Here is a 22,860-nt window from a genome sequence, read left to right on the forward strand (position 1 = left end):
GTCGCCATGGGCGCGGTCTCGTACTTCATGCTCGGTCGCGTTCGGTTGGGGAGTCTCCTTGGGGGGGTCATCCTGCTCGGCTGGATTGGAGCGAGCTGCGCCCATGGCGATGACCTTGCCCAGTGTCCGGGTGGCAATGCGGGGATGTGCGAGCCCGTCGACGGAGGGGCGGATTCTTCCCAGCCTGCCGGCGAGTTCGGAGAAGCGGACTCGATGGCGGTGACGGGCTGCACTGCCGACCTTCGAGCAACGACGGACGCGCAAGGCCGACGCGTCGCCGACTGCCCTCCCTCGCTCGCATGCAACCAAGGAAAATGCGTGGATGCCTGCGCCGCGCATGCCGCCACGCAAGGCAGCCTCGGGTGCGACTTCGTCGTAAGTACGCCGTCGTCCGATAACATGTATCTGCCCCCCTGCTTTACCGTGTTCCTCGCCAACGGTTGGACGACTGAGGCGCACATCACCGTGTCGCGTGCCGGTACGGCCTACGACGTGACGGAGTTCGGCCGCATGCCGGTGCCGGGGGAGCCTCCACAAGTTTGGCCCCCGGTGCCAACTTCCGGCCTTCCCGCTGGGCAGGTCGCCGTGCTCTTTCTCTCGAGCGACCCCAATTCTCAAGAAAGTTTCAGTGGTTCTATGATGACGTGCCCAATCAGGCCGGCGATCAATGCATCGACGGCCGTTGAGGGCGCAGGCAAATGGATGTCTGTGATGGGGCGCGGCGCAGCGTTTCACATTCAAACCGACGCCCCCGTGACGGCCTATGACATCTTGCCCTTCGGCGGTCGAAGCAGCTATCTGGCCGGCGCCTCTCTGCTCTACCCAACGAGCGCGTGGGGAACGAACTACCTGGCCGCTGTTCCGCAACGCGGACTGGGCGGCACATTTTCCGGCCTGGAGGACCAATGGGCGCAGGTCGTAGCTTCGTCGGACGGAACGACGGTGACGCTGCTTCCGACCGTGGATCTCCCTTCGGGGCCAGGAGTCATTGGCGCGCCGCGCGGAGTCGCGACGACATATTCGCTGAACGCGGGCGAGTTCGTTCAGTGGCAAGACACGCGCGAGATGTCGGGCACCATCGTGTCGGCGGACAAGCCCATTGCGTTCATTGGTGGGTATGCGACGGCCCATTACGGGGGGCCGATCGACTCGATTCACCAGCAGATTCCACCGATCCGAGCGTGGGGACACGAGTACGCGGTAGCGGCGTTCCCGACGCGAAACAAAGATCACAGCCTAGAACCGATTTCATATCGGTTGGTCGGGGCGGTGGACGGGACGCGCTTGACCTACGACTGGCCCACCGCCGGCCCGGACATCATCAATGCCGGTCAGGTCGCGGACTTCGCGAAGGAGACGAGCTTCGTCGTTCGTAGTCAAGACGCCGACCACCCGTTTTTCATCGGTCAACACATGAGCTCGTGTGCCCAAAAGGACTGCGTCTGGTCCGAGGACGGCGGGGGGGGACCTAATTGTGTGACGTTGGGCGATCCGGAGTTCGTGGCGCAAATGCCGGTGGCGCAGCAAGTCTCGAACTATTTGTTCTTCACCGATCCGACCTACGGCACGACGTACTTGGTTTTCACGCGGCGTCGAGACGTCGGCGGCTACTTCCACGACGTGACATTGGACTGCGTTGGAACGGTCTCCGGCTGGACGAAGATTGGCGGCGGGGCAGGAGAGTTCGAAACGGCCTCGGTGGCGCTGTTCGAAGGCGGCGTTCGGAATGGCAGTTGTGACAACGGCCAACACATGGCGTCGAGCGACGCGCCTTTCGGCCTGACCGTGTGGGGGCTCGATGAGGCGGTTTCCTACGCCTATTCCGCCGGAGGTCACGCCGCCCCGCTGAACGCGGTCGAGATCGCGCCTGTCGTTCCGAAGTAACCGCGCCCAAGCCGGGAGCTCGCGCAGGTGCTCTCGATGGATTCTCCGGACGAAGAGGACACAATCCTGTGTGCACCACCGAGGCGTATTACTCGGACCGTCGAGCCGCTTTCGACGCCCCGGCGAAACGGTTGGCTTCGCTGAGAAGCGCTGCGCTCCGCGTTGGCCGTTCCAGACTCGAGCTCCTGCCGAATGTCGCGAAGCTCGTTCGTGAGAGACTTCAGCTTCGCGGCGCGCTCTTGGCGGACGGACAGTTCGACGCGCTTTACCACAGTGTCCGCGTTCCGCCCCTGCGATTAGGTCCACTCTGCCGCGGGCGTTTCTTGCCCCGTCACGAGCGTTTTCCTTTTCCTTCTCCCCTGAACGACGAAACGCACGTCTACTTCACGGAGACCACAATCCTCTCCGATTCACATCTCGTCCGCTACAGCATCACGTCGGTGGAGCGCGCGCGCGTGTGTGACCGGGACACGGCGTCGCGTGCGTGGTGAGCTTCGAACCGACTACGCCATCCCGCGACGCTTGCGGGCCCACGTCTCGAAGCTGATCGGAGCGAGGCCGTAACCGCGCGCGATCTCGGGGCGGGCGAGAAGTCGGGCCGCGTTCATGAAGGCCAGGCCGCTCGCCAGACCGGGGTGTACGCCCGCGGCGATCGCCCTTTCGACGGTGGTCGACTCCACGACGTACGCCTTGCCGTCGAGACGCGCCAGGATCGCGGTGGCCTCGCGCAATGACAGGACGTCTCCCGCGAGCTGCAGCGTCACGCCGTCGAACCGCGTCGGCTCGAGGATCGCGGCGGCGGCGGCCGCGCCGACGTCGTCGGGTGCGATGAAGCCGAGCGGACGATCGGCGTCAACCACGGTCACGAGGCGAAGGCCGCCGATGAAGCCTGCGGGCTCGAGCATCACGTGATCCATGAACGTGCTGGGCAGGATGATGGCCGAGTGACGGAAGCCCGTGTTCCGCACCAGCTCGCACGTGGCGAGCTTGTTCTCCCAGTAAATCTCTTGCGACTTCCATCGTCCCTCCGCCCAGCCCTCGACTTGGCGGTGGTCGCCGACGCCCGAGGTGGCGGTGTGCACGAAGGTGTCGACGCCCGCGGCATGAGCGGCCTCGACGAGGTTCACGCCTTGTGCGCGCTCCTTGCTGAAGTCGACGCCCGTCGCTGTCATGATCGGCGACTGCATCGAGAAGACCGCACGCACGCCCTTGCATGCAGCGCGCAGCGATGCCGGCTGATCGAGATCCCCCACGACGATCTCGGCGCCGGACGCAGCGAGCGCTCGGGCGTTCGGCGCGTCCCGGTCACGCACCAGCACGCGCACCAGCGCTCGGCCGTCGGCGAGTAGCGCTCGCGCTGTGGCTCCCCCCTGACGACCCGTGGCTGCGGTGACGAGGACCGTCTCTTTATCGCTCATTTCTGGCTCCCTTCGCAGCGGGCGCACCAAAATGGGGTGGCCCTCCGGTTGTTGACTCGGGTTATACGGAGGGGCACCCCACTTGTCGAGACGTAAACGGGGGGGTATTCCATCTCGGCAACGAGGCGTATGAGTGACCGGGTGCGAGCAGCAAACAAGAACGCGGAGAAGGCGCTGCGCGCCGACGGGCGTCGCAATCGCGAGCGCATCCTCGCCGCGGCGGAGGAGCTGATCGCCAGCGACGGCGCCCAAGCTTCGCTCGAGGCGATCGCTCGGAATGCTGGTGTGGGATCGGCCACGCTCCACCGCCACTTCGCCTCGCGAGGAGCGCTGCTCGAGGCGGTCTTCCGCGATGGCGTCGCGCAGCTCTGCGCTCGCGCTGCCGACAACCCCGGCACCGACCCCGGCGCGGAGCTCGCAGCCTGGCTCGAGGAGCTCACCGTTTACGCGGCGACCCACCGTGGTCTCGCCGCCGCGCTGCTTGCGGCGCCTGACGTCGTGCCCGAGCAGGTCTGCTGCACTGCGATGGTGCGCGAGGCGCTCGATGGCCTCGTTGCGCGAGCGGCGGCGGCGGGAGCGCTAAACACAGGGGTGAGCACGGGAGACCTGCTGCTCCTGGCCAACGCGATCGGCGTCGCGACAGAAGCCGACCCTGCGACGGCGGTCAGGCTCTTGCGCCTCGCGATGGCGGGCATGGGCCGCCCGCGCCGAGGTCCGTGAGGGAGCCTCGCGACCCGGCGCACCTCATTCGGCGTCGCGCGTCGTCAGGTGAGCATCTGGTTGCCGGACGGCCTCGCGCCGCTCGCCGCGGGGACGTAGAAGAACGATTAGGTCCACTCTGGCGCGGGCGTTTCTAGCCCGTCACGAGCGTTTCCTTTTCCTTCTCCCCTGCATTTGGTGTCAGCTTCCGCCGCGTCGATCGCCAGCGTCGTCGGCGTTCGACGGCGGCGGGATCTCGGCTTCGAGCGGCCCAGGCGGGTTTGTCGTGGGATGAGCCGCTTGCCCCGGATAGGCAACTTGCCCCGGATAGGCTGCTTGGCCCGGATAAGCCGCTTGCGGATAAGCCGCTTGCGGATAGGCCGCGCCAGCCACGGGCGCGTTGCCCGCGTACGGCACGTTCGGTCCTTGCGGACCGGCTCCCGGCGGAGGCGCTTGCGGAGGCGGAGGCGGAGGCGGGACCGGCGGCGGCACCCGTCGCCAGAACCCGCCCGTGCCGAACGCCACGAAGGCCCAGCGCAACCAGGCGACGATCGAAAGCGCGAGCCAGAGCGCCCACGCGAGCATGGCGCCACGATAGACGAGCATCGGGGCGCTGATGACCAACGACCGACCGAGCATCGCGTCGCTCCGATCTTGGAACCAACGAAGCTGACCGACGCTCGAGCCGTTGCCACGAACCTGCATGTCCGGATGACCGAGCAGTCCCTGATGCACGGTCACGAGCAGCAGGACGAGCGCAATCGCCGTGACGATCGGAATGAGAAACTGCCTGAAGTTGAAGAGCAGCGGCGAGACCTGAGGGGTCCGCTCGCGCCACGCGAGAAGGTGCAACCAAAAGACGATGAAAGCCGCCGCGACGACGTGAACCTGCGATAGACCAACGGCCAACAAGACCCACTGCCACTTGGCAAGCGGCGTCTTGCGCATGGCTCCGATCGCGAAGGCCACGACGGAGAGCACGGCGAGCAAGCTCCAGAAGAGGACGACTGGACCGACGCGCGGCCCCGCCAATCCGACGATCCAACGATCTTCGGCGACGACGATCGTGGTCGTCGCGTTGACGCTCTCCGTGCCGAGTTCGACCTCCGGTGCGTGGTAGAGAAACGAGATTCCCGTCGGCGTACGCCACTTGAGAATGACCGTCTGCGAGCCTGGAGAGACGGTCAACGTGACCTTTCGCCCATCCTGACGGGTCGGAGAAACCACGCCGTTGATCGACGTCGATTCGAGAACGGCCCCGTCGGGAAGCGTGAGGACGTGCTGCCCACCACGGCTCGAGCGAACGGACATCGTCAGCGTCGCATCGGTGGCGCGGAGGCCGGGACGAATCTCGTACGAGCTCTCGTCGATCGTGAACGTCCGACCGGCGACGCCGTCGGGGCGCGTGACATGGAGCGTCGCCGATTCGCCGGGCCACGGGCGCCACTCGGGCAACGTCGCCGTTGGGGCGGCGTGCACGACGGGAATGCCCCCGAGCTCCACGTGCCAGATCGGACTCATGTCGAGCCGCCAGAGTTCGGTCCACGCGACCGACTTCGGCGCCGTGAGAACGACGGGCGAGCGTTGATCGAGGACCGACCGCCACGTGAGCTCCGTCACCTGCGGAGGCATGTTCAGCTGCGCCTTACCCGCCGCCACACGCACGTCCGCCGTGGTGACGGACTCACCTTTCAACAGCGGGACTTCGAGGACGACCGCCGTGCCGGGCGGCGACAGACGAACGACGCGTGTGGAGACCTGCCAATCGAGTCCGATCAGCAGCGTTCGTTCGACGCGGACGAAGGGAGGCAGAACGCCCGGCTCGAGCGCGCCGTCTTTGCCGTCCTTCGCGCGAATGCGTGTGAGTTGCACATTATCGTCCGCGAGGCCGTCCTCGTGGATGCCTTCGACACGCCAACCGTCGGCCTGCGCCTCGACGCGGTGCGGTCGGAGTGGAAGCGCGAGCTGAACGAGCTCGCGGTCGGGCAGTGGACCGGCGAGCGTCGCTTGGTGCCAGCCCTTGTCGACCGCGAGCCACACGCGCCCGTCGTCGGTACGCAGGAGACTGCGCGCCGGCTTTCCGTCGAGGAGGATCGTATCGGGCGCCCACTGCGCGCTCGTCGGCAGCGGAACGGCAGTCTTCGCGCTGGCCTCGACCTCGAAGCGAAGCTGTAGCGCCGAGGGCCGCGCCTCGACGAGCATGCGCGGGCTCGAAGCGCAGTTTGGCGTGCACGACGGCTTTTCGAGGAGCCGCCCGGCGAGTTCGTCGAGCACCTCCTTCGTAGGCACGGTCTGGGCGCTCGCGGTTTGCGCGTGTCCGAGCATGACGAGCACGACGACCGACGACGCGACGAAGGAGAGAACGCTGCCTCCTCCGGGCCCCGTCGAGCGCCGCGGCCGCACGGGTACGAATCGAAGCACGAGCGCGACGACGAGCACCGCGCGAAGAATGGCCAAGATGGCATTCTGGACCGGCGAGAGTACGTAGAGGTGCAAGCGCTGATCGCGCTGGACCGGTCCACTCCAACGGAGCGGCACCTGCGTGAACGACCACCGCGGACGTCCCGGACCGGTCTGCACCATCGACGTCGGGTCGTAGACGTTGGCGTTGAACTGCCGGTAGTCGCTCGACGACGAGACGCCTCCGAGGATCGTCCGACCACCACGAGACTTGCTGATCTGCTCGGGTTTGGACTCGTCGAGATCCCCCTTGCTCTTCTCTTGCACGGGCGGCATCGAGGCCGTCGCTCCGGGCGGCGGGACAGGAGCCGATTCGGAAATCGCCTCAGGAGCAACCGCCTGAGGAGCAGCGGCAACAGCGCCTCCGCCCCCTTCCTTCGAGCGGAGAGCGATGGCGTCGGCAGCCTCGAAAGGCTCTTGCCGTTCGACCGATAGCGCGGGGAAAAGGCCGCCTCGCACGTGATCCACGAGGAACGGAACCGTGATGAGGACGAACACGACGGCAATGGCGGCGCGTCCGCCGACGAGCGCTTTGCGCGCGAAGACCAGACCGCGATTCGGCGTTTCGCCGGCGCCACGAAGCACGCGATCGAGGCCGCGCACGAGCGCCTCGGCGAGCAGCACGAACACGAGCACGTACTTCGGCGCGTCGTCCTCTGGGAACGTCAGCGCAAACGTCACGAGAGAGATGACTCCCCACGCCGGGCCGTACATTCGGAACACGGCGATCGCCAGCACGAGGACCAGGAACAGCTCGAGCAGCGTCCAATGTTTGATCCACGTCGACGGCACGTCGTCGACGCCCGTGGCGTGGACGAGACGAAAGCCCGGCGGCAAATGCAGCATCGCCGACACTTCGTGGAAGTCGTGATTCCAACCGACGGCGGGCAGATCACTCGGCTCGGCGACGACACGGCTGTCGGCGCTCACGTTGAGATCTCCTTGCCGAACCTCGACGCCCGTCTTCGCGGCGTCGCCGGGGAGGTGTGTGATGAATTGGTCTTTGCCAGCGATGGCCACACGACCGAGGACGGTGGGGCCGAGCATCTCGAGACGCGAAGCACGCCTCAAATTGCCGGTGAGCGTGTCGCTCGCCGTGAAGCCGCGACCGTCGAAGTCGAGCCAGAGCGTACGATTGAGCGTGAGATGATCCGGCGGAGGCTCGCCGTTGCCGCGCTGCTTTTCGACGAGTTGGAGCTTCGTGCCGAGATCGAGGGGATATGCGGGCAATCGCTTCCAGTCGTCGGGAAGCGACGTCTGCTGAGGATCGATCGCCGCGGCGCCCTGCACGTCGACGACACGCAGTGCCGGTCGAGCATCGAAGACCCAGACCTCCTCACCTTCGCGCCACGGGCCATCGGGCTTGGGACGCTTCAACTCGGTGATGGGCCCTTCGCTCCGCGCGACGAGCTCGATCGTCCACGTTCCGGGGCGCGCCTGAACACGAAGTCGTGAGTCGGGTTCGACACGCGCAGGCAGTTGGCTATCGATCGAGATCGGAACGAAGCCCTCGGGCAACGCCTTGCCGAGCAAAATCTCACGATTTCGTCCGGCGACGTTGAGCACGATACGGGTCGTGAGAAGCAGCGGGACTTCATCGACGATGCGACGGTGCACGACGAAGTCGAGGCGCTCACCTTCCTCGGCGGCAAGCGTCTTCTGCAGCCAGACCGTTCCCTTCGCGTCGCGGTTCGGCTGGCCGACCAGCTTGCCTCGGAGGACGAGCGACAGGAGCGCCGTCTCCTTCGGCACTTGAAGCGACTCGGGGAGCGAGTCCCACGCGAACGAGCCGGTGATGACATGATCGCCCGCTTCGAGTTCGACGCTCGGTACACCATCGTGAACGACGACGACCGCCTTCGTCGCCCCGACCTTCACGTCGAGTGGCCAGCGCTTCTCGTCGCCAGGAACGGGCACCCAACGCTGCCCATCGGTGTGCCACGATTGCGTGAAGGTTCCACGCTTCTCGTCGAGGACGAGGTCGAGGCGCGAGGGCCACGCACACTGAGGCGTGCCGCCGGCAATGCCGTGGAACGTCGGACAGAGCGCACTCTCTTTGCCGTAGAGCGCCCAGGAGGTCCAAGGCCGAAGCGGCTCGGGAACCGCCTTCCGGTCGAGTGGACCGTCGGCCCACGCGGCGTGAACGCGGCTGCCGAAGCCGAAGAGGAACGTCGCGACGAACACCGAGAAGGTAGCGAGCCGCGCGGCGAACGACACGATGCGCGCGGCGCGCGCTTCTACAAGGACGGTCCGGGACGTCCGAACCGAGCGACGAAGTGTATCGAGCATGGGACCCCGCAAGAGCTGCAGCGTACCATTGCCCGTCGTCAGCGCGACGACTCGACGAGGCTCGTGGGTGGCTCTTCGGATCCTTCGTCGGCGTCGAGTCCGAGCGCGTTGCGCACCATGTCGACGAGAACCTCGCCGTCGGGTGTTTTGGGGACGGCCGCGAACGCACGGCAGGCTCGACGTGGGCAGCGAGCTCGGCCGTCGGACGATCCACAGAGTCCGCGTTCCACCCTGCTGAAACTTCGTAGAAGTACGATTACGTCCACTCTGGCGCGGGCGTTTCTTGCCCCGTCACGAGCATTTCCTTTTCGCCGCCTGCCACGCGCTCCTCAGAACTTCGCGACGGTGAGGCACGCCTGAGCGTTGGCGCACGCGTTCGTGCCGTCGAGGCAGCTCTGCACCTCGCTCTTGTTCGTCGCCGTGTCGAACTGGTCCGCCTTGCACTCGTAGACGCCGGCATTGCCAGCCCCGTCGGGGCGGGGGCACTTCGCGTAGTACGAGTCGCAGAGAGTCTGGCCTGTGGCCGTCTTGGAGCTGGCCGCCGGCTGCGCGGCGTCATCGCCACAAGCGATTGCGAGCACGCCAAGAATCGAGAGAAGAGACAAGGATTTGAGCATCGCGCCGAACTAGACGCTTTCGCTCGCGATGACAACGGGCCTTTTGGAGATCCTGACGACGAGGTCCACCGCGCGCGGGAATCGCTGCCTATCGGTCCGCCGGACGCCGGCTCTGCTCACGCTTGCGTACATCGACTTTCGTTGGAGCAAAAACTGGCGCGAGATCCGCCTGCGGTTCCCGATGCTCGGCTACCCGCTCAGCCGCCAGCTCCCGCGCTTCGACGACGAAGGCAGGCCATTCGGGCAACAGCCAGCGGACGTGGTGGAGCGCAACCAGCGCATCGTGATCGGCGCGTTCACGCACTGCGCAAGCGCCCTCGGTTTCGAGCCGGCGCAAGTGTCCTGGTCGGTGGAAACCGAAGAAGGCACGCCCGCGGCCGTGCACGAAGCGATCGCCGCGTTACTGCAAGAAGCAACCGGGAGGATGTAGATGGCCTCCAGCTACCAGAACTACGCGAACATCTCGTCGGCGATCATCTCGGACGGCATCGTGCCGATTCCGATCTGGGTCGTCATGACGATGAATCTCACGGAGACCTATACGCGTGATCGGAGAGGGTGACGAGCGAGTGGCCATTCGCGCACCTGCGGCCGCGCCGATGGTAGAAGACGCATCGATGTCCTCGAAACATGCCTCGATCTGGCTGGTCGCGATTGTCTGCTTCGTGCTCGGCTGCGGAGTTGGACTCGTGGCGGGCGTGCTCGTCGTGAAGGAAGGACGCGAGTTCGTCGCAAACACATTTCGAAGTGAGCGAACGGCAGCAGTCGATAACCCGATCGCAGTGGAGCGTCCGGCTTTCCGCTTTCAGCACGCCGGCAACTGGAAGGTCGATGTTGGCGCCTCCGACTACGATCCGGATCACTCCTTTTCGATCGATACACCTGGCCAGAGCTTCATGTTGTTCGAGATCGCGGACGCCCAGCTCACGCCGAGGAGTGTTCTCGAACAGCACATCGAAGCTCAGACGTCGAAGGTGATGAAGAGCGCGACGAGAACGTCCTTCACGAAATGGGGAGCGCACGAGGGTGAAGGCGCCGTCCTCGAAGGAAAGCTGCTCGGCCTTACGCCAGGCAGCATCCGCATCTTCTGCTTTCGGTCGCACGAGCAGACATTCACGGTCATCGAGCAGTCTTATGACGAAGACCGCGCTCAGGTGGAGCCAGGGTTCGCTCTCGTCGAACGGACGTTCCAGCTGAAGGAGCCCTGACGGAGCGCGCGCGGCTGAGGCGTGAGCCGAACGTGCGTGGACGGCCCAGCCGAGAAGGTTGGCGATCGCGCTTCAATCGCCGTCGGAGAAATCCGGATGCGTAACTCGCGACGAACGCGAATGGTGGAGTGGAGCGCTGGGGGGCGTCTTTTGGGGCGGACGATGTTCGGCGGCTTTGCGGCTCCGGCGAAAGCGGGTAGAGGGATTGTGTGATTACCTCTGATGAAGCGCGGCACGCGGGTGTCGCCGATCGAATCGAGCGCAATCTTGCGTCGGTAGTGCGGAGGTGCGTGATGTCGAGATCGACGGTGACAAGATCTACGTCGGCGAGGTGAGATATGCCGCTGGGCAGATCTCGGGGCGAATCCATCCGTGTTTCACGGATGTCTGTTTATCCGAACCGCGATTGCCCCTAATCGCCTCCTAATCGCGCATGTGCTTGCGGATCTTGCCGAGCGCCTGCTCTTGCAGCTGACGAATGCGTTCGCGAGAACGAAAAGGAAACACCCTTGACGGGGCAAGGAGCGAGAAGGAAAAGGCGAGAAGGAAAAGGAAACGCTCGTGACTGGGCAAGAAACGCCCGCGCCAGAGTGGACGTAATCGGTCTTCTACGAAATCTCAGCAGGGCGGAACGCGGACTCTGTGAGCGAAGCCTTACGTCGACTCGAAGGCTCCGAAGGGCAACGACACGGGCCTGAACGGGGTCGATCGGGAGGGAATCGGCCCAGCGATTGGCCCGGTCGACCCAGTCTAGGCGGCGCTCGAGCGGGCGCTCGAGGCTGCTGCTGCTGCGGGTCGGTTCGATGTTGTGGCGCAGCCCGCGCGGGAGATCGAAGCGCGGCGGGTCGCGCGTGAGCCCAACGTCGCGACGTTCACGGGGCGCGCGACGAATCGCTAGACATGGCGCGCCACGAAGCGGACGGCTGACGGATCCGGACTGTTCACGAGCGCGAGTGATATCGTTGCGCTCCCTTGAGCGCACCAAACAAGCACGGTCTGAGCCGGCACATCGACGAGGCCGTCAAACGTCAGCTCCGGCAGGAAGCCGGATTCGGCTGCATCAAGTGCGGGCATATACGAGGCCAATACGAGCACATCGATCCCGAGTTCTCGGACGCGAAAAGCCACGACCCCATGAAGATGGCTTTTCTTTGCGGCAGATGTCACGGCGAAGTTACTGCCCGCGCGGGTCTCAAGGCGAGAGTATGGGAGTGGAAGCGCAACCCGTATTCACGGCAAAGAAGAGAGACGAAGCCTTTCGAGATCGAACCCGACGCAGTCGGTTGCCTGGTCCAACTCGGGTTGCTGGAATTTCGTGACTGTTCCGCGCTACTGACCGTCAATGGCGAGTGCTTGCTGTCCGTTGCTGCCCCCGGCCCCGGAGAGAGCATGCTCCGTATCGGTGGTCGGTTCTTTGACGATTCAGGGAAGCCCGTCCTCGTCATCGAGAACAGTGCCATTCAGTTGAACGTCGAGAACTGGGATGTGACGCTCGAGGGTGAGCATCTGCGCATCTGGTCTGCTCTCCGCAAACCTGTCCTGGACCTCGAACTCGGTCCTCCGGCACTCCGAGTGCATCTGCTCCGCACCGTCTACCAAGGCGTCGACGTGAAGATTGCCCCCGATATCGTACAGCTTGGCGCAAATCAACTTCGAGTTGCGTCGGGAAGTGGCCTCTTCATCGGCTGCGTCTCGTGTGTTTCCGGAAGCAGCGAGGCGATCATTCTTGGTGACCCTCCCGGCGGGAGAGACAAGGTCGTGCTCAAAGAGAACGCGCAAGCGGAGTTCATTCGAAGCACGATCATGGGCGGACTGCGCGCCGTGGGGCACGGCGAAATCAAGTTCGACAGTTGTACGTTCCACGGAAGCCGGAGCCTGGAGGCGAAGCGGATGCGCTTGAGCCCCGGATGGGCGTTCGACGCGGTGACGGTAGCGGGCGGTGGAAAGACGGCACGTATCCGCAGGAGTAGCGTGCAGGCGCTCTGGTCATCGAGCTCCTGGCCTGGCGTACTCGAACGCCACCCTTCTCTCTTCATCACGACGCACGTGCTGATGTTCGGACATGCCTTCCCCTCGGAGGTACCCCAGGTCGCGGTAGAACTCCGCGACATCCTCCTCGAGATCAAGCGACTGCGCGTCGAGCTTCCGAAGATCGTAGATGCGGCAGAGCGTGAAGGCGTCGACGCAAGAGAGCGGGCGACGCTCAGAGCAACGGCGACCACGTTCGAAGCCCTCCTTCACGACGACGATGTGGCCGCGCTCATCTACGTCGCCGAACAGGCGGCGCACGCGGGTACCGAGCTGACGATTACCTAGGCTCCGGTCCTGATTTCGCAGCGCAGGGACGCCCCCATTTATCGGGCCAAATGCGCCGCGCGTGCAGGAAGTTGCTGCGCTCAACTCGAAGCGCGGTGGCTTGCGCCCTCGCAACAAGCCGCCAAACATCAAGGGACCACTACTAGTGGAAGTGCGGTGTGGCCCCGGCCGCCAAGCTGGGGGAGAAGGAAAAGGAAACGCTCGTGACGCGGCAAGAAACGCCCGCGCCAGAGTGGACGTAATCGTTCTTCTACGAAATTTCGGCAGGGGCGGAACGCGGACTCTGTGAGCCGGGAGCGTACGGCGTTCGAGGCGGTGTGGGAGCGGAAACGCCGACCCATTGGCAGGCGTACGAGCGCTCGTAAAGCTCGAGCGCAGCAAGGGAACACGGAGCGATGCGCGTGCATCGCTGGGGAGGGTTGCCGTTCGACGGAGCGGCGAAGCGTCGGCGAGCGCTGGCGAACCTAGCGTCAGTTTTGTGTACCATCGCAGCCGAGGTCCTCGGATTTGCGGCTGGGACGGCGCGGCGCGCGCGCTCGAACATGGGGAGTGATGGTCGCGGTCGCGGTCCTCCTTGCAGCGGGCTCAGCGCGTGCCACTCCAGCGCCCACCTTCGACCTCGCGTGGTCCGCGCCGGAGGGGTGCACGTCCCGCGAGCGTATCGTCGACGCGACTCGTGCACGCCTCGCGCAAAGCGCTCTCGACGTGCCGTCGGAGCTCGTCGTGCGCGGCGTGGTGACGAAAGAACGCGGTGGCTTTTCCGTCGCCATCGAGCTGAAGGACGTGACGGGCAAGGGCGTCGGCGAGCGCGAGGTGCACGTCGAAGGCGTGAGCTGCACGGGCGTCGAAGAAGCTACTGCGCTCGTCCTGGCGATGATGATCGCGGCGAGCCCGCGGCCCGAGCCCGCACCTTCGACGGAGCGGTTGGAGCGGCTTCCGGAGACCGACGGTGGCGACGGCACGCCCGCTCCCTCGCAACCACAGGAGCCCACGCCGGCGAAGGCTCCTGAGCGGGCGAGGACGAGCCGGCGTCTTTCGCTGGGAATCGCGGGGACAGCCTCGCTCGGTGTGCTTCCCGGCGCAGGTCTCGGGCTCACTCTCCGGGCGGCGTACTCGCCAGGCGCGATCTTGTGGCTCGGCCTCGAGGCGACCTTCGAGTCCGGCGGATCGATCCGCGCCGCGGAGCGAGACGTGGGCTTCCAGTTCCTTCACGCGTCGGCGTTCGCTGGTGTGCGGGTAGTACGATTCGCAGCCGTCGAGGTCATCGTCGCGGCCGCGTTGCGTGCTGGAGTGATTCGCGTCCTCCCGGACGGGTTCGCCGTGGTCGAGAGCGAAGCGCGCGCAGCGGTGGTCGGCGGTCCGGGCGCGCTCGTGAGGACAAGGCTGGCCCCACATCTCTTCCTGGAGGCGTTCCCGGGGCTGGATGCCGTGTTCGTCCGCGACTCCTTCGAGATCCGTGACGGAGCGCAGGTGCCGATCCACCGACCGGAGCCGTTCGCCACCCGGCTGTCGCTTGGCCTCAGCTACGAGCTCCAGTAACCCTCGGTGTGCCGAAGGGTCGGCTCATGCTTGAGCTATTGCCTCCTGTCCTGCGGGTGGCTGCGCGCGTTTCGTTCGAAATACGCCGTCGGCCCTTAACGATTTCCTGCGGGCCGAGCATTCCTCCTGCGTGAACGGTTCGATCTTTCGTCTGGCCGGCCGGGCCATGCCCGGAGCGTCCGCCTCTGCGCCCGCGGCGCGGACGACGATCGAACAGCTCGTCACGACGCATCTACCCTTCGTCTGGCGGAGCCTCCGCCATCTGGGGGTCCACCCGACCGACGTTGACGACCAGACGCAGGAGGTCTTCCTCGTTGCGCATCGTCGCCTGCCGCAATGGGATGGGGAGAACCCTCGGCCATGGCTCTATGCCATTGCTCGCCGGTGCGCGGCGGCTTATCGACGGAGGAGCCATCGACGGCACGAACGCTCGGTCGCGAACGTGCCCGAGAGCACCGATACGCGTGACCCGTCCGCGCGTACGGAGATCGATCTGTTGAACCGCGTTGTGGACTCGCTCGACGAGGACAAGCGGGCAGTCTTCCTCCTCTACGAGGTCGAGGAGATGTCGATGCGTGAGGTCGCAAAGGCGGTGGGGTGCTCGATCCCCACGGCCTACGCCCGTTTCCAAGCGGCACGCCGAGAGCTCACACACGCTCTCGAGCTCGAGGAGAAGAAATGACGTTCGAGCGCTTCAATCCGCCTCGCGCCGACGAACAAGGCCCCGACGCGCTGCGCGCTCTCGTGCGCGAGCGCCGGCGCGGCCCGAGCCCCGATGCCGCAAACGAGATCTCGGCCCGGATTGCGGCGCGCGTGGCAGAGGCGGCTTCGAGCACGGCGGCGCGTTCCAGCAGCGCGCTCGCCTATTCGAAGCTCGGCGCCATCGCCGTCGTCGTGGCTGGAGGATTTCTCCTCGCCCCGTTCGTCTCGCGTTCTGTCGCGCATCGGCCGCCGGTCGCGCCGCCGCCCGTCACGGCTCCGGAGCCCGTCCCCGCCGCGGTCGTTGAAGAACGCGCAGAAACCCCTCCGAAGGTCGATCCTGTCGGGACGATCTCCGTCGACGAGCTGCCCAGCGCGGCGCCCGTCGCCGTGGCCTCCGCGACGGGACGCGCGAGGCCCACACCCAGTCCGGAGGCACCGCCGTCCGTCTCGGAGCTCGAGGCTGCTCGGCGTGCCCAGGCAACGCTGGCCTCGAATCCTGGCCGTGCACTGGTGATCGCAGACCAGCTCTCGCGCGACTTCCCGAACGGCGAGTTCGTCCAGGAGCGCGAGGCGATCGCCGTGGAGGCGCTCGCCCGCCTTGGCCGAAAAGAAGACGCGCTTCAGCGCGCCCGAACTCTTCTTCGACGCTTTCCGCGCACGCCGTACGTCGCACGACTCGAGATGGTGATCGGGCAGCCGATCTCGCCGATGTCCGCCAGCACTCCCTCTCCGATCTCCGGCGATCGGGCTGACTCCGTCGCCGCTCCGCCGCGCTGACCCCAACCCAAAGGCGATTCGCGATGCTTCGACCCACTGCACGCTTCGGCGCGACCATCTTCGTACTCGCGCCGATGCTCTGGCTGTTTGGCGGCTGTGGCGAGCGCGTCACCGTCGCGGATACGCGCGAGCCGGAGTCTCCCGGGCTCGTGGATCCGGATGGAGGGATCAGCATGCTCCCCGATGTCCAGAGGCTCGTCTCCTATTGCCCCTCCGACAGATGTCCGGCCGGGCTAACGACGTGCCCGGGATCGCACTTCCCGTGTGATGTCGACCTGAGGTCCGATCGAGGAAATTGCGGTGCGTGTGGCTTTGCCTGTCCGGCGCCGACTCTCCGCGAGACGTACGAGTGCATCGAAGGACGGTGCGTCGTCACGTGCAACATCGACAATCACACGCTGAACTGCGACGGCGTCTCCGACAACGGCTGCGAGGCCGACGCAATTCATGACGACCATTGCGCGGCCTGTGGGATCAAGTGCACCGATCCGGGGAAGCCATGCCTCAACCGCACGCGCTTCGGCGATATCGGCTGTGGCTGCCTCGACGGCGACCTGTTCTGTCCCGGGAGCTTCGACCCGTGCATCGACGCCAAGTTCAACGACAACAACTGCGGTGCGTGCGACAACGCGTGTGATCCGGGGGGCGGCGGAGCGGAGCGTTATCCCAATACCTATTACGGATGTTCCGCCAGCCAGTGCGGGGCACTGAAATGCACTCGGCATTGGGGCGATTGTGATTCCGACATGGTCAAGAACGGCTGCGAGATATCGCTGTTCTCGCGAGACCATTGCGGGGCCTGTGGCAATGCCTGCCCGGCCGACCAGGATTGCCTCCCCGACGTGTACGGGGAGCCGAAATGCATGTGCCCAGGGAACGAGACGTATTGCGCGGGGGAATGTGTCGATCTGGCGACCAACCGTTTCAATTGCGGCAGCTGTGGTTATGCCTGCCGTGAAGGCGTCTCGCTCTACAGCTCCGGGATCTGCACGTTCGGGACATGCAGCCTCCGCTGCGTTCAAGGTCGGGCCGATTGCAACGGCAACATGGAGGACGACTGCGAGACCGACACCAACAGCGATCCCCAAAACTGCGGTGTCTGCGGGAAGGTCTGTGATGCCATCGCGGGGCAGGCGTGTGTGGGGGGCCAGTGCGTGGTCGAGCCGTGCGCGGAAGACGGCGGGGTGATCCCGCGATGAGCACGCGACTCCTCCTCGTCTCGACGCTCTCGGGATGTGCTATCGCGACGGTGCTGCTCCTCGCGTGCGCGAGCGATGCGCCCGTGTTGCCCGAAACGCCGCCCGGGCCGACATCGTTGCCGGAGGCCGGTTCCGATGCCGTGGCGGAAGATGCCGACGCCGCGCCGTGTGCCGACTGCGAGTACTTCCCGGAGACCTGCAGCGGTGACGTCCTCTGCGCAAACGGCCTGTTCACGCCGAACGGTGACAACGGCCTCGACATGCGCGCGCAGATCAATGTCGTCCGTGGTCGCGCGCCCAACGATGTCTGGGCCGTCGGCGCGCTCGGGGCTGCCGCCCACTTCGACGGCACGTCGTGGGCACCGTCCGATCTTGGACGCCGAGAGACCCTGCGCGCTTTGTGGCTGCAGCCTTCGGCAGAGGTGACGTTCGGAACACTCGACAGCATCTACACGCGCGGCCTACCCATCGCCGACGCCGACGCGGCCTCACCCTCACCGGGCGGATGGACCGCGCATGGGCCAGCGGAAGTTTCGTCCGACAGCGACCCCTCGGGCGTAAAGGTCACCTCGGCGTGGTCGGCATCGGGCTCGCACTGGCTCTGGTGCGGGACGATGACCTGGAACGCGGGAACGACGAGCGGCCTCTGGAGGCTCCGGATCTCGGCTGAAGGAAAGCCGCAGGTCGCCGACGGGATCCCGGCTGCCTTCTGCGTGGACCTCCCGTGCAGCCAGGTCACGAGCATCCATGGAAGCTCGGCGAACGATCTCTGGGCCGTCGGCTACCGAGGCGCCGCCGTGCGTGTCACGGGCGCCGATGGCGACGCGCCGACGATGAAGGCCTCCGATACTCAGACATGGGACGCCTTGTACGGTGTCTGGATGGCATCCGAGTCCGAGGCATGGGCGGTCGGAGCCAACGGGACGGTTCGCCACCACAGCGGAAACGACCTCGCCTGGGAGATCGTTTCTGGCGTTCCCACGACCGAAGATCTGCGCGCTGTCTGGGGCTCGTCGCCGTCCGACATCTGGGCGGTCGGCAACACAGGCGTTGCTCTCCATTACGACGGCACGAGCTGGTCTCGCGTGAAGATCGCGGGTCTCGGCAGCCGCCGTCCCGATCTCACCACTGTGTGGATGCCCGAGCCCGGCCACGTCTGGATCGGTGGCCACGGCGTCATCCTCTCTCTCGGAGGCAAGCCATGAAAGGCAGGGTTCTCCTCGCGTGTACGTCTGCAGCACTCGGTGCCGCCGTTGCCTGCGCGGCGTCGGCCGAAAACGACGGTGCTCCTCCGTCACAGCCGGATTCCGGCGTGACGGTTCCCGCGGACAGCGCGGCGAGCGATGTGTCCACGAGCGACGTGGACCGGAGCAACGCCGTCCTCTGTAGCGAGGCGGGGTGGTGCGCGACGCCGCTGCCGGACGCGGACCTGATCTTCAAAGATATCTGGCCGCTCGCCGGGCGTGCGTTCGCGATCGCCGAGAGCCCGACGCTCGGGATCCGGATCCTCGAGTGGGAAGACGCCGCGGCTCAGTGGAAATACATCGACGACAACTCCCAGAACGAGTCTGGTCTTGCCACGTGGGCTGGCCACATCTGGGCGCCGGACGAGAATGACGTCTACTTCGGGGCTGCGCCGGGAACGATCTATCATGGGAAACGCCCCGTGCCACCCGCGACGAGCTGGGCGTGGTCGCACCAGACGCTCGAAGACCATAGCCCGGACGTTAATCCGAATCACGATCACGGATATCCAACTTTTCCGGTTCTGGAGACCGGATATCCAGCGCTCGGTGCGTGGGGGATCGGCGGCGATCTCTACGCGTGGTATGCGAATACCATTTACCGCTGGAGGAACGACGATGCCGGGGCGCCGGCGTGGATCGCGGAGCACGTCATCGACGACGTCGACGTCCCCGACGAGCACCTCTTCTTCGTCGGCGCAGCCGGAACGACGCGCGACGACGTCTGGTTCGTCGGAGTCCGTGACGGTGCGCTGTCCGGCGGAGGCTCGTGCCCCATCATCGTTCGCAAGTCCGCAGCGGACGGATATCGACGCATCGCCGATGGCATCACCACCTTCGGCTGTGACGAGCGTCCCGGCTTCACGTGGATCAATGGTGGCAAGGCCGCTCGCGGCTGGCTCACCGATCTCCAGGCATTGCCGGGGAACCGCTTCGTCGGTCGTAAGGGGACAGGAGCCATCGCACAGATCGCCGCCCTCGGCGACACTTACGAGGTCGCGTATTCGATCGTTCCCTTCGACCTCATGGCGATGAATCTGTACTCGCTCTACACGCCGGCGGATGGACAGGTGTGGATGAGCGGATGGGGCCTCGTCGTCCGGGGCGACGACATCTGGGACGGCGGCACGTTCGGGCTCTCCACCGTTTCGCTGAACGGGCCGATCAATCGACCGATGTACCGCGTTCGCGGCACATCCAACACCAACCTTTGGGCCGTCGGAGTCCGCTATGCGCTTCACAAGACGACTCCTTGATCGGCGTGCTTCGAGCACGCTCGCCATTGCCTCGACGTTGGCGTTCGCCGGCGCGGCGTGGAGCTGCGCCGACGACAACGACGTTGGCCCGGTCCACTCTCCGGACGCCTCGTCCGACATCGTGCCTTCACCTCAAGACGCTGCCGACGAGGACGGTTCGCAGCCGCGCGATGCGAGCTTCGTCGACGCGGCGCCGCTGCCGGTCGTCTGCGCGTCGTCCTCGTGTGCGACGTCGCTCGTCACGACGCTGGGCGCGAGCTCGACCAGCCGCGCCGAGGGCTTCTGCGCGCTGATGCACGACGGAACGGTCGTGTGCTGGGGCGCGAACGACGCCGGCCAGCTCGGGCGTGGCGACGACGCGAACGCGCATGACAGCGCCACGCCTGCACGCGTCGTCGGCCTTTCGGAGATCGTCTCCCTCAATCACACCTGTGCGATCGACAAGAACGGCGCGGCGTTCTGCTGGGGGACCGGACCGTTCCTCCAGAGCGACGTGGAGCCTCTCACCATCGAGCGCACGCCGGTGAAGCTGCCGATTCCACCCGCGACGAGGGTGAGCGTGAGCCACGAGACGGCCTGCGCCGTCATCGCCGGCGGTGTGTCCTGCTGGGGATCCAACGCCGACGGACAGGTCGCGCCGCTCGATATCGAGCCTCGCTCCGCCACGCTCAAGCCTCGGCAGATCCCGGTCGCCGCGGGCAGTCCGATTCACGACATCATCGTCGGTCGGGCGACCTTCCTTCTGCGGGACGACGGAACCCTCGAGAGCTGGGGAGCCAACCCTCCGCTCGGCCGTCGCTCGCCGCTCTTCCCCGATCCCACCCCGCGGCCGATTGCCCTCGGCGGCTTCTCCGCGATGGACCTGATGGACGACAGCGCGTGTGCGGCGGCCGGCGGCGTCGGCTACTGCTGGGGGAGCGTGGTCCCGAAGGCTTCGGATCCGCCGACCAACTCGCCGAACCTCACCAACGCCCTTCCTGAAGCGGTCGCGATGCCAGAGCCGGTCGTCCAGATCGCCGCGACCCCCAACGTGGTCAACGACGACTTTGGTGCCCCGATCGTGCAGCCACGACGCTGGTGCACGAGTACGACGTTGGGCAATGTCTACTGCTGGGGATACAACGCGAGCGGTCAGGCAGGCGACGGGACCAAGGACCACGCGTACAAGGCGGTCAAGGTCGACGGGCTCCCCGCGCCGGCGGCGCAGGTGAAGACGACTCCCGATGCCACGTGCGCGCTCCTGACGACAGGCAAGGTGTACTGTTGGGGCAGCAACTTCTACGGACAACTCGGGAATGGGAAAATCAAAATAGCGAGCCTCGTCCCGCAGGAGCTGGTGTTGCCATGAAACGTGCACGGCTCTCTCTCGGCAGCGCTATTGGGGTTGGCGCTCTCGTGCTTCTCACGTGCCTCGTCGGAGCGTGCGGCAAGGACCGGCGCACCTTTGATGGTCCGACGGGGTTCGACATCGATGCATCGACGGCGGATGCCGGGGAATGTCCCTTCCAGTGCTCGCTCGATGGGCGGCAGGTGATCCGGGCCTGCACCGGCGAAGTCGTCGAGACGTGCCCGCAGGAGCAGGCGTGCGGTGGTGGGATGTGCCAGTCGCCATGTGCGGCCGCGGCCGCCGACCGGAGCTCGAACGGCTGCGACTTCTATTTACAGATGCCGCGGTTCACGAAGGCCTACGTTCAGTCTTGTTACGCGGCATTCATCGTCAATACGTCACTTCAGTCTGCCGATGTCGCTCTCGAATACGAAGGAAAGCGTCTCGATACGTCAAAGGCACTCTTCGCCGCGACTCCAAACGGAGCCGCCCTGACTCCGCATGCCGGCCCGATCCCGCCCGGCGCGAGCGCCATCCTCTTCATCTCCGACCGCAAGTCCAGCATCGGAGGCGGTGGCGCCGGAGGCTACGTGGGGTGTCCGGAAAGCTCTGTTCCCGCATTGATCGCCGACAGTGAGCTCGGTGGCACGGGGATCGGCTCCTCGTTTCGCCTGACCGCCACCACACCGGTGGCGATCTCGACGATGTACCCGATCGGCGGCGCCGCAAGTTACCTCTCTGCAGCGACGCTGCTGTTGCCCGTGGCGACCTGGGGGAAAGAGCACCTCATCGTCAACGGCTGGGAGATGGGCCGTTCGGGCGCACCTGCCGCGCAGATCGTGGCCTCCGAAGACGATACCGAGGTGACCATCCTTCCGAAGCACGACCTCCAGGATGGAGCCTCGTTGAAGGGGAGCGCCGCGGGCATCCCGGTCACCTATCGTCTCGGCAAGGGGCAACATCTGGCGCTCGTCCAGGACGAGGAGCTCACGGGGAGCATCGTGTCTTCCACCAAGCCGACGAGCATCTTCGGCGGACACGTATGCGCAGAAATTCCGGGGACCAACAGCGCGTGCGATATCCTCGCGCAGCAACTCCCGGCTTTCGAGCAGTGGGGCTCCGAATACGTCGCCGTCGGCTACCGTCCGCGCCTCGGCAACGAGCATGAGCCCATGCCCTACCGCATCGTCGCGGCGCGGGACGGAACTCAGCTCGACTACGATCCCGCGATTCCACCCGGCGCGCCGACGACACTCTCCGCCGGCCAGGTGGTGACGTTCTCTTCGGGCGTGGGCGACGCGTTCGTTGTGCGCTCGCAGGACGTCGACCATCCATTCTATCTCGCCGCCTACATGAGCGGCGGTGGCGGCAACATCTATGATCCGAGCTCGTCCTTCGGTGGCCAGGGCGATCCAGAGTTCGTCAATGTCGTCCCGTCGGGCCAGTACCTGAGCTCGTACAGCTTCTACGCCGATCCAACCTACTCCGAGACCTCGCTCGTGATCGTTCGGGCGAAGTCGGCGGGGGCGTTCAAGGATGTGTGGCTCGAGTGCGCCGGCAACTTGAGCGACTTCCGTCCGATCGGAACGCGCGGCGAGTACGAATACCGACGCGTCGATCTCGCGCGGAGTAGCGGCCCCGGCGAGCAGTTTGGTTCGAGCGTGTGCCAGAGCGGTCTCCAGCGGATGCGGAGCGAAGGTCCGTTCACCGCCACGCTCTGGGGTTGGGACGCCTACGCGAGCTACGCGCACCCGGGCGGCATGGCCCAGCGGAAGCTCGTCTTGACGCCGATGCCGCCCATTCGCTGACGCCACGAATCCCGGCGGCGTCAGCGCCAGCGCGCGCGTTCGTGCGCTCCACATCCGACCGCCCGCATCCATCAAACCTGCAGGACAGCCAAAAGAAAAACCGGGTTCGGCAGCGAC

At 65.8% G+C, this 22,860-nt stretch carries 17 protein-coding genes; 14 read left to right on the plus strand and 3 right to left on the minus strand.

Going from position 1 to position 22,860, the window contains the following annotated elements; genetic code table 11:
• Positions 1-6 precede the first annotated feature (6 nt).
• Positions 7-1,884, plus strand: coding sequence for an IgGFc-binding protein (locus AKJ09_RS33530; RefSeq protein WP_146651925.1), 1,878 nt, complete (start codon positions 7-9; stop codon positions 1,882-1,884).
• 503 nt (positions 1,885-2,387) lie between these two features.
• Here AKJ09_RS33530 and AKJ09_RS33535 read toward each other — a convergent pair.
• Entirely contained in the window at positions 2,388-3,302 is a 915-nt protein-coding gene (locus tag AKJ09_RS33535) for an NmrA family NAD(P)-binding protein (protein ID WP_146651926.1), read from the minus strand.
• Between the two features lie 141 nt (positions 3,303-3,443).
• Between AKJ09_RS33535 and AKJ09_RS33540 the strand changes: the two genes are divergently transcribed.
• A complete protein-coding gene (locus AKJ09_RS33540) occupies positions 3,444-4,022 on the plus strand; it encodes a TetR/AcrR family transcriptional regulator (protein WP_240488679.1) in 579 nt (192 codons plus the stop codon).
• A 180-nt stretch (positions 4,023-4,202) separates the two neighbouring features.
• On the opposite strand, the gene AKJ09_RS33545 is transcribed toward AKJ09_RS33540, so the two are convergent.
• Positions 4,203-8,750, minus strand: coding sequence for a hypothetical protein (locus AKJ09_RS33545; protein WP_146651928.1), 4,548 nt, complete (start codon positions 8,748-8,750; stop codon positions 4,203-4,205).
• A gap of 329 nt (positions 8,751-9,079) precedes the next feature.
• A complete protein-coding gene (locus tag AKJ09_RS33550; protein ID WP_146651929.1) occupies positions 9,080-9,367 on the minus strand; it encodes a hypothetical protein in 288 nt (95 codons plus the stop codon).
• A 43-nt stretch (positions 9,368-9,410) separates the two neighbouring features.
• Between AKJ09_RS33550 and AKJ09_RS33555 the strand changes: the two genes are divergently transcribed.
• The 12 genes from AKJ09_RS33555 (at position 9,411) to AKJ09_RS33610 (ending at position 22,743) form a co-directional block, all read left to right on the plus strand.
• On the plus strand, positions 9,411-9,797 hold the full coding sequence (locus AKJ09_RS33555) for a hypothetical protein (protein ID WP_146651930.1): 387 nt from the start codon (positions 9,411-9,413) through the stop codon (positions 9,795-9,797).
• Positions 9,798-9,929: a hypothetical protein gene (locus AKJ09_RS55690; protein WP_275936661.1), complete on the plus strand. Its 132-nt coding sequence runs from the start codon at positions 9,798-9,800 to the stop codon at positions 9,927-9,929.
• A 55-nt stretch (positions 9,930-9,984) separates the two neighbouring features.
• Complete coding sequence (locus tag AKJ09_RS33560) at positions 9,985-10,575, plus strand: hypothetical protein (RefSeq protein ID WP_146651931.1); 591 nt, start codon at positions 9,985-9,987, stop codon at positions 10,573-10,575.
• A gap of 1,389 nt (positions 10,576-11,964) precedes the next feature.
• Positions 11,965-12,891 (plus strand): hypothetical protein, encoded by a 927-nt coding sequence (locus AKJ09_RS33570; protein ID WP_146651933.1) that lies wholly within the window; start codon positions 11,965-11,967, stop codon positions 12,889-12,891.
• Between the two features lie 552 nt (positions 12,892-13,443).
• Entirely contained in the window at positions 13,444-14,430 is a 987-nt protein-coding gene (locus tag AKJ09_RS33575; protein WP_146651934.1) for a hypothetical protein, read from the plus strand.
• A gap of 130 nt (positions 14,431-14,560) precedes the next feature.
• A complete protein-coding gene (locus AKJ09_RS33580; RefSeq protein ID WP_146651935.1) occupies positions 14,561-15,112 on the plus strand; it encodes an RNA polymerase sigma factor in 552 nt (183 codons plus the stop codon).
• Positions 15,109-15,909, plus strand: a complete 801-nt coding sequence (locus AKJ09_RS33585; protein ID WP_146651936.1) for an outer membrane protein assembly factor BamD — start codon at positions 15,109-15,111, stop codon at positions 15,907-15,909. The genes AKJ09_RS33580 and AKJ09_RS33585 overlap by 4 nt, the downstream gene beginning before the upstream one ends.
• 23 nt (positions 15,910-15,932) lie before the next feature.
• Complete coding sequence (locus AKJ09_RS33590; protein ID WP_146651937.1) at positions 15,933-17,108, plus strand: hypothetical protein; 1,176 nt, start codon at positions 15,933-15,935, stop codon at positions 17,106-17,108.
• The gene (locus AKJ09_RS33595; RefSeq protein ID WP_146651938.1) at positions 17,105-18,313 is read left to right on the plus strand and encodes a WD40/YVTN/BNR-like repeat-containing protein; all 1,209 of its coding nucleotides are present in this window, start codon (positions 17,105-17,107) and stop codon (positions 18,311-18,313) included. The genes AKJ09_RS33590 and AKJ09_RS33595 overlap by 4 nt, the downstream gene beginning before the upstream one ends.
• Entirely contained in the window at positions 18,310-19,608 is a 1,299-nt protein-coding gene (locus AKJ09_RS33600) for a hypothetical protein (RefSeq protein ID WP_146651939.1), read from the plus strand. Before AKJ09_RS33595 ends, AKJ09_RS33600 begins: the two co-directional genes overlap by 4 nt.
• Entirely contained in the window at positions 19,583-20,956 is a 1,374-nt protein-coding gene (locus tag AKJ09_RS33605; RefSeq protein ID WP_146651940.1) for an RCC1 domain-containing protein, read from the plus strand. Before AKJ09_RS33600 ends, AKJ09_RS33605 begins: the two co-directional genes overlap by 26 nt.
• Positions 20,953-22,743, plus strand: coding sequence for an IgGFc-binding protein (locus tag AKJ09_RS33610; RefSeq protein WP_146651941.1), 1,791 nt, complete (start codon positions 20,953-20,955; stop codon positions 22,741-22,743). Before AKJ09_RS33605 ends, AKJ09_RS33610 begins: the two co-directional genes overlap by 4 nt.
• Positions 22,744-22,860: the final 117 nt, after the last annotated feature.

This window comes from Labilithrix luteola (assembly GCF_001263205.1).
Lineage (GTDB): Bacteria > Myxococcota_A > Polyangia > Polyangiales > Polyangiaceae > Labilithrix > Labilithrix luteola.

What these genes read in the sequence shown, in the direction of transcription:
- AKJ09_RS33585 (WP_146651936.1), top strand. Translation starts at nt 15,109, where the DNA reads ATGACGTTCGAGCGCTTCAATCCGCCTCGCGCCGACGAACAAGGCCCC.
- AKJ09_RS55690 (WP_275936661.1), top strand. Translation starts at nt 9,798, where the DNA reads ATGGCCTCCAGCTACCAGAACTACGCGAACATCTCGTCGGCGATCATC.
- AKJ09_RS33560 (WP_146651931.1), top strand. Translation starts at nt 9,985, where the DNA reads ATGTCCTCGAAACATGCCTCGATCTGGCTGGTCGCGATTGTCTGCTTC.
- AKJ09_RS33610 (WP_146651941.1), top strand. Translation starts at nt 20,953, where the DNA reads ATGAAACGTGCACGGCTCTCTCTCGGCAGCGCTATTGGGGTTGGCGCT.
- AKJ09_RS33550 (WP_146651929.1), bottom strand. Translation starts at nt 9,367, where the DNA reads ATGCTCAAATCCTTGTCTCTTCTCTCGATTCTTGGCGTGCTCGCAATC.
- AKJ09_RS33590 (WP_146651937.1), top strand. Translation starts at nt 15,933, where the DNA reads ATGCTTCGACCCACTGCACGCTTCGGCGCGACCATCTTCGTACTCGCG.
- AKJ09_RS33600 (WP_146651939.1), top strand. Translation starts at nt 18,310, where the DNA reads ATGAAAGGCAGGGTTCTCCTCGCGTGTACGTCTGCAGCACTCGGTGCC.
- AKJ09_RS33530 (WP_146651925.1), top strand. Translation starts at nt 7, where the DNA reads ATGGGCGCGGTCTCGTACTTCATGCTCGGTCGCGTTCGGTTGGGGAGT.
- AKJ09_RS33535 (WP_146651926.1), bottom strand. Translation starts at nt 3,302, where the DNA reads ATGAGCGATAAAGAGACGGTCCTCGTCACCGCAGCCACGGGTCGTCAG.
- AKJ09_RS33575 (WP_146651934.1), top strand. Translation starts at nt 13,444, where the DNA reads ATGGTCGCGGTCGCGGTCCTCCTTGCAGCGGGCTCAGCGCGTGCCACT.
- AKJ09_RS33570 (WP_146651933.1), top strand. Translation starts at nt 11,965, where the DNA reads ATGCTCCGTATCGGTGGTCGGTTCTTTGACGATTCAGGGAAGCCCGTC.
- AKJ09_RS33595 (WP_146651938.1), top strand. Translation starts at nt 17,105, where the DNA reads ATGAGCACGCGACTCCTCCTCGTCTCGACGCTCTCGGGATGTGCTATC.
- AKJ09_RS33545 (WP_146651928.1), bottom strand. Translation starts at nt 8,750, where the DNA reads ATGCTCGATACACTTCGTCGCTCGGTTCGGACGTCCCGGACCGTCCTT.
- AKJ09_RS33605 (WP_146651940.1), top strand. Translation starts at nt 19,583, where the DNA reads ATGCGCTTCACAAGACGACTCCTTGATCGGCGTGCTTCGAGCACGCTC.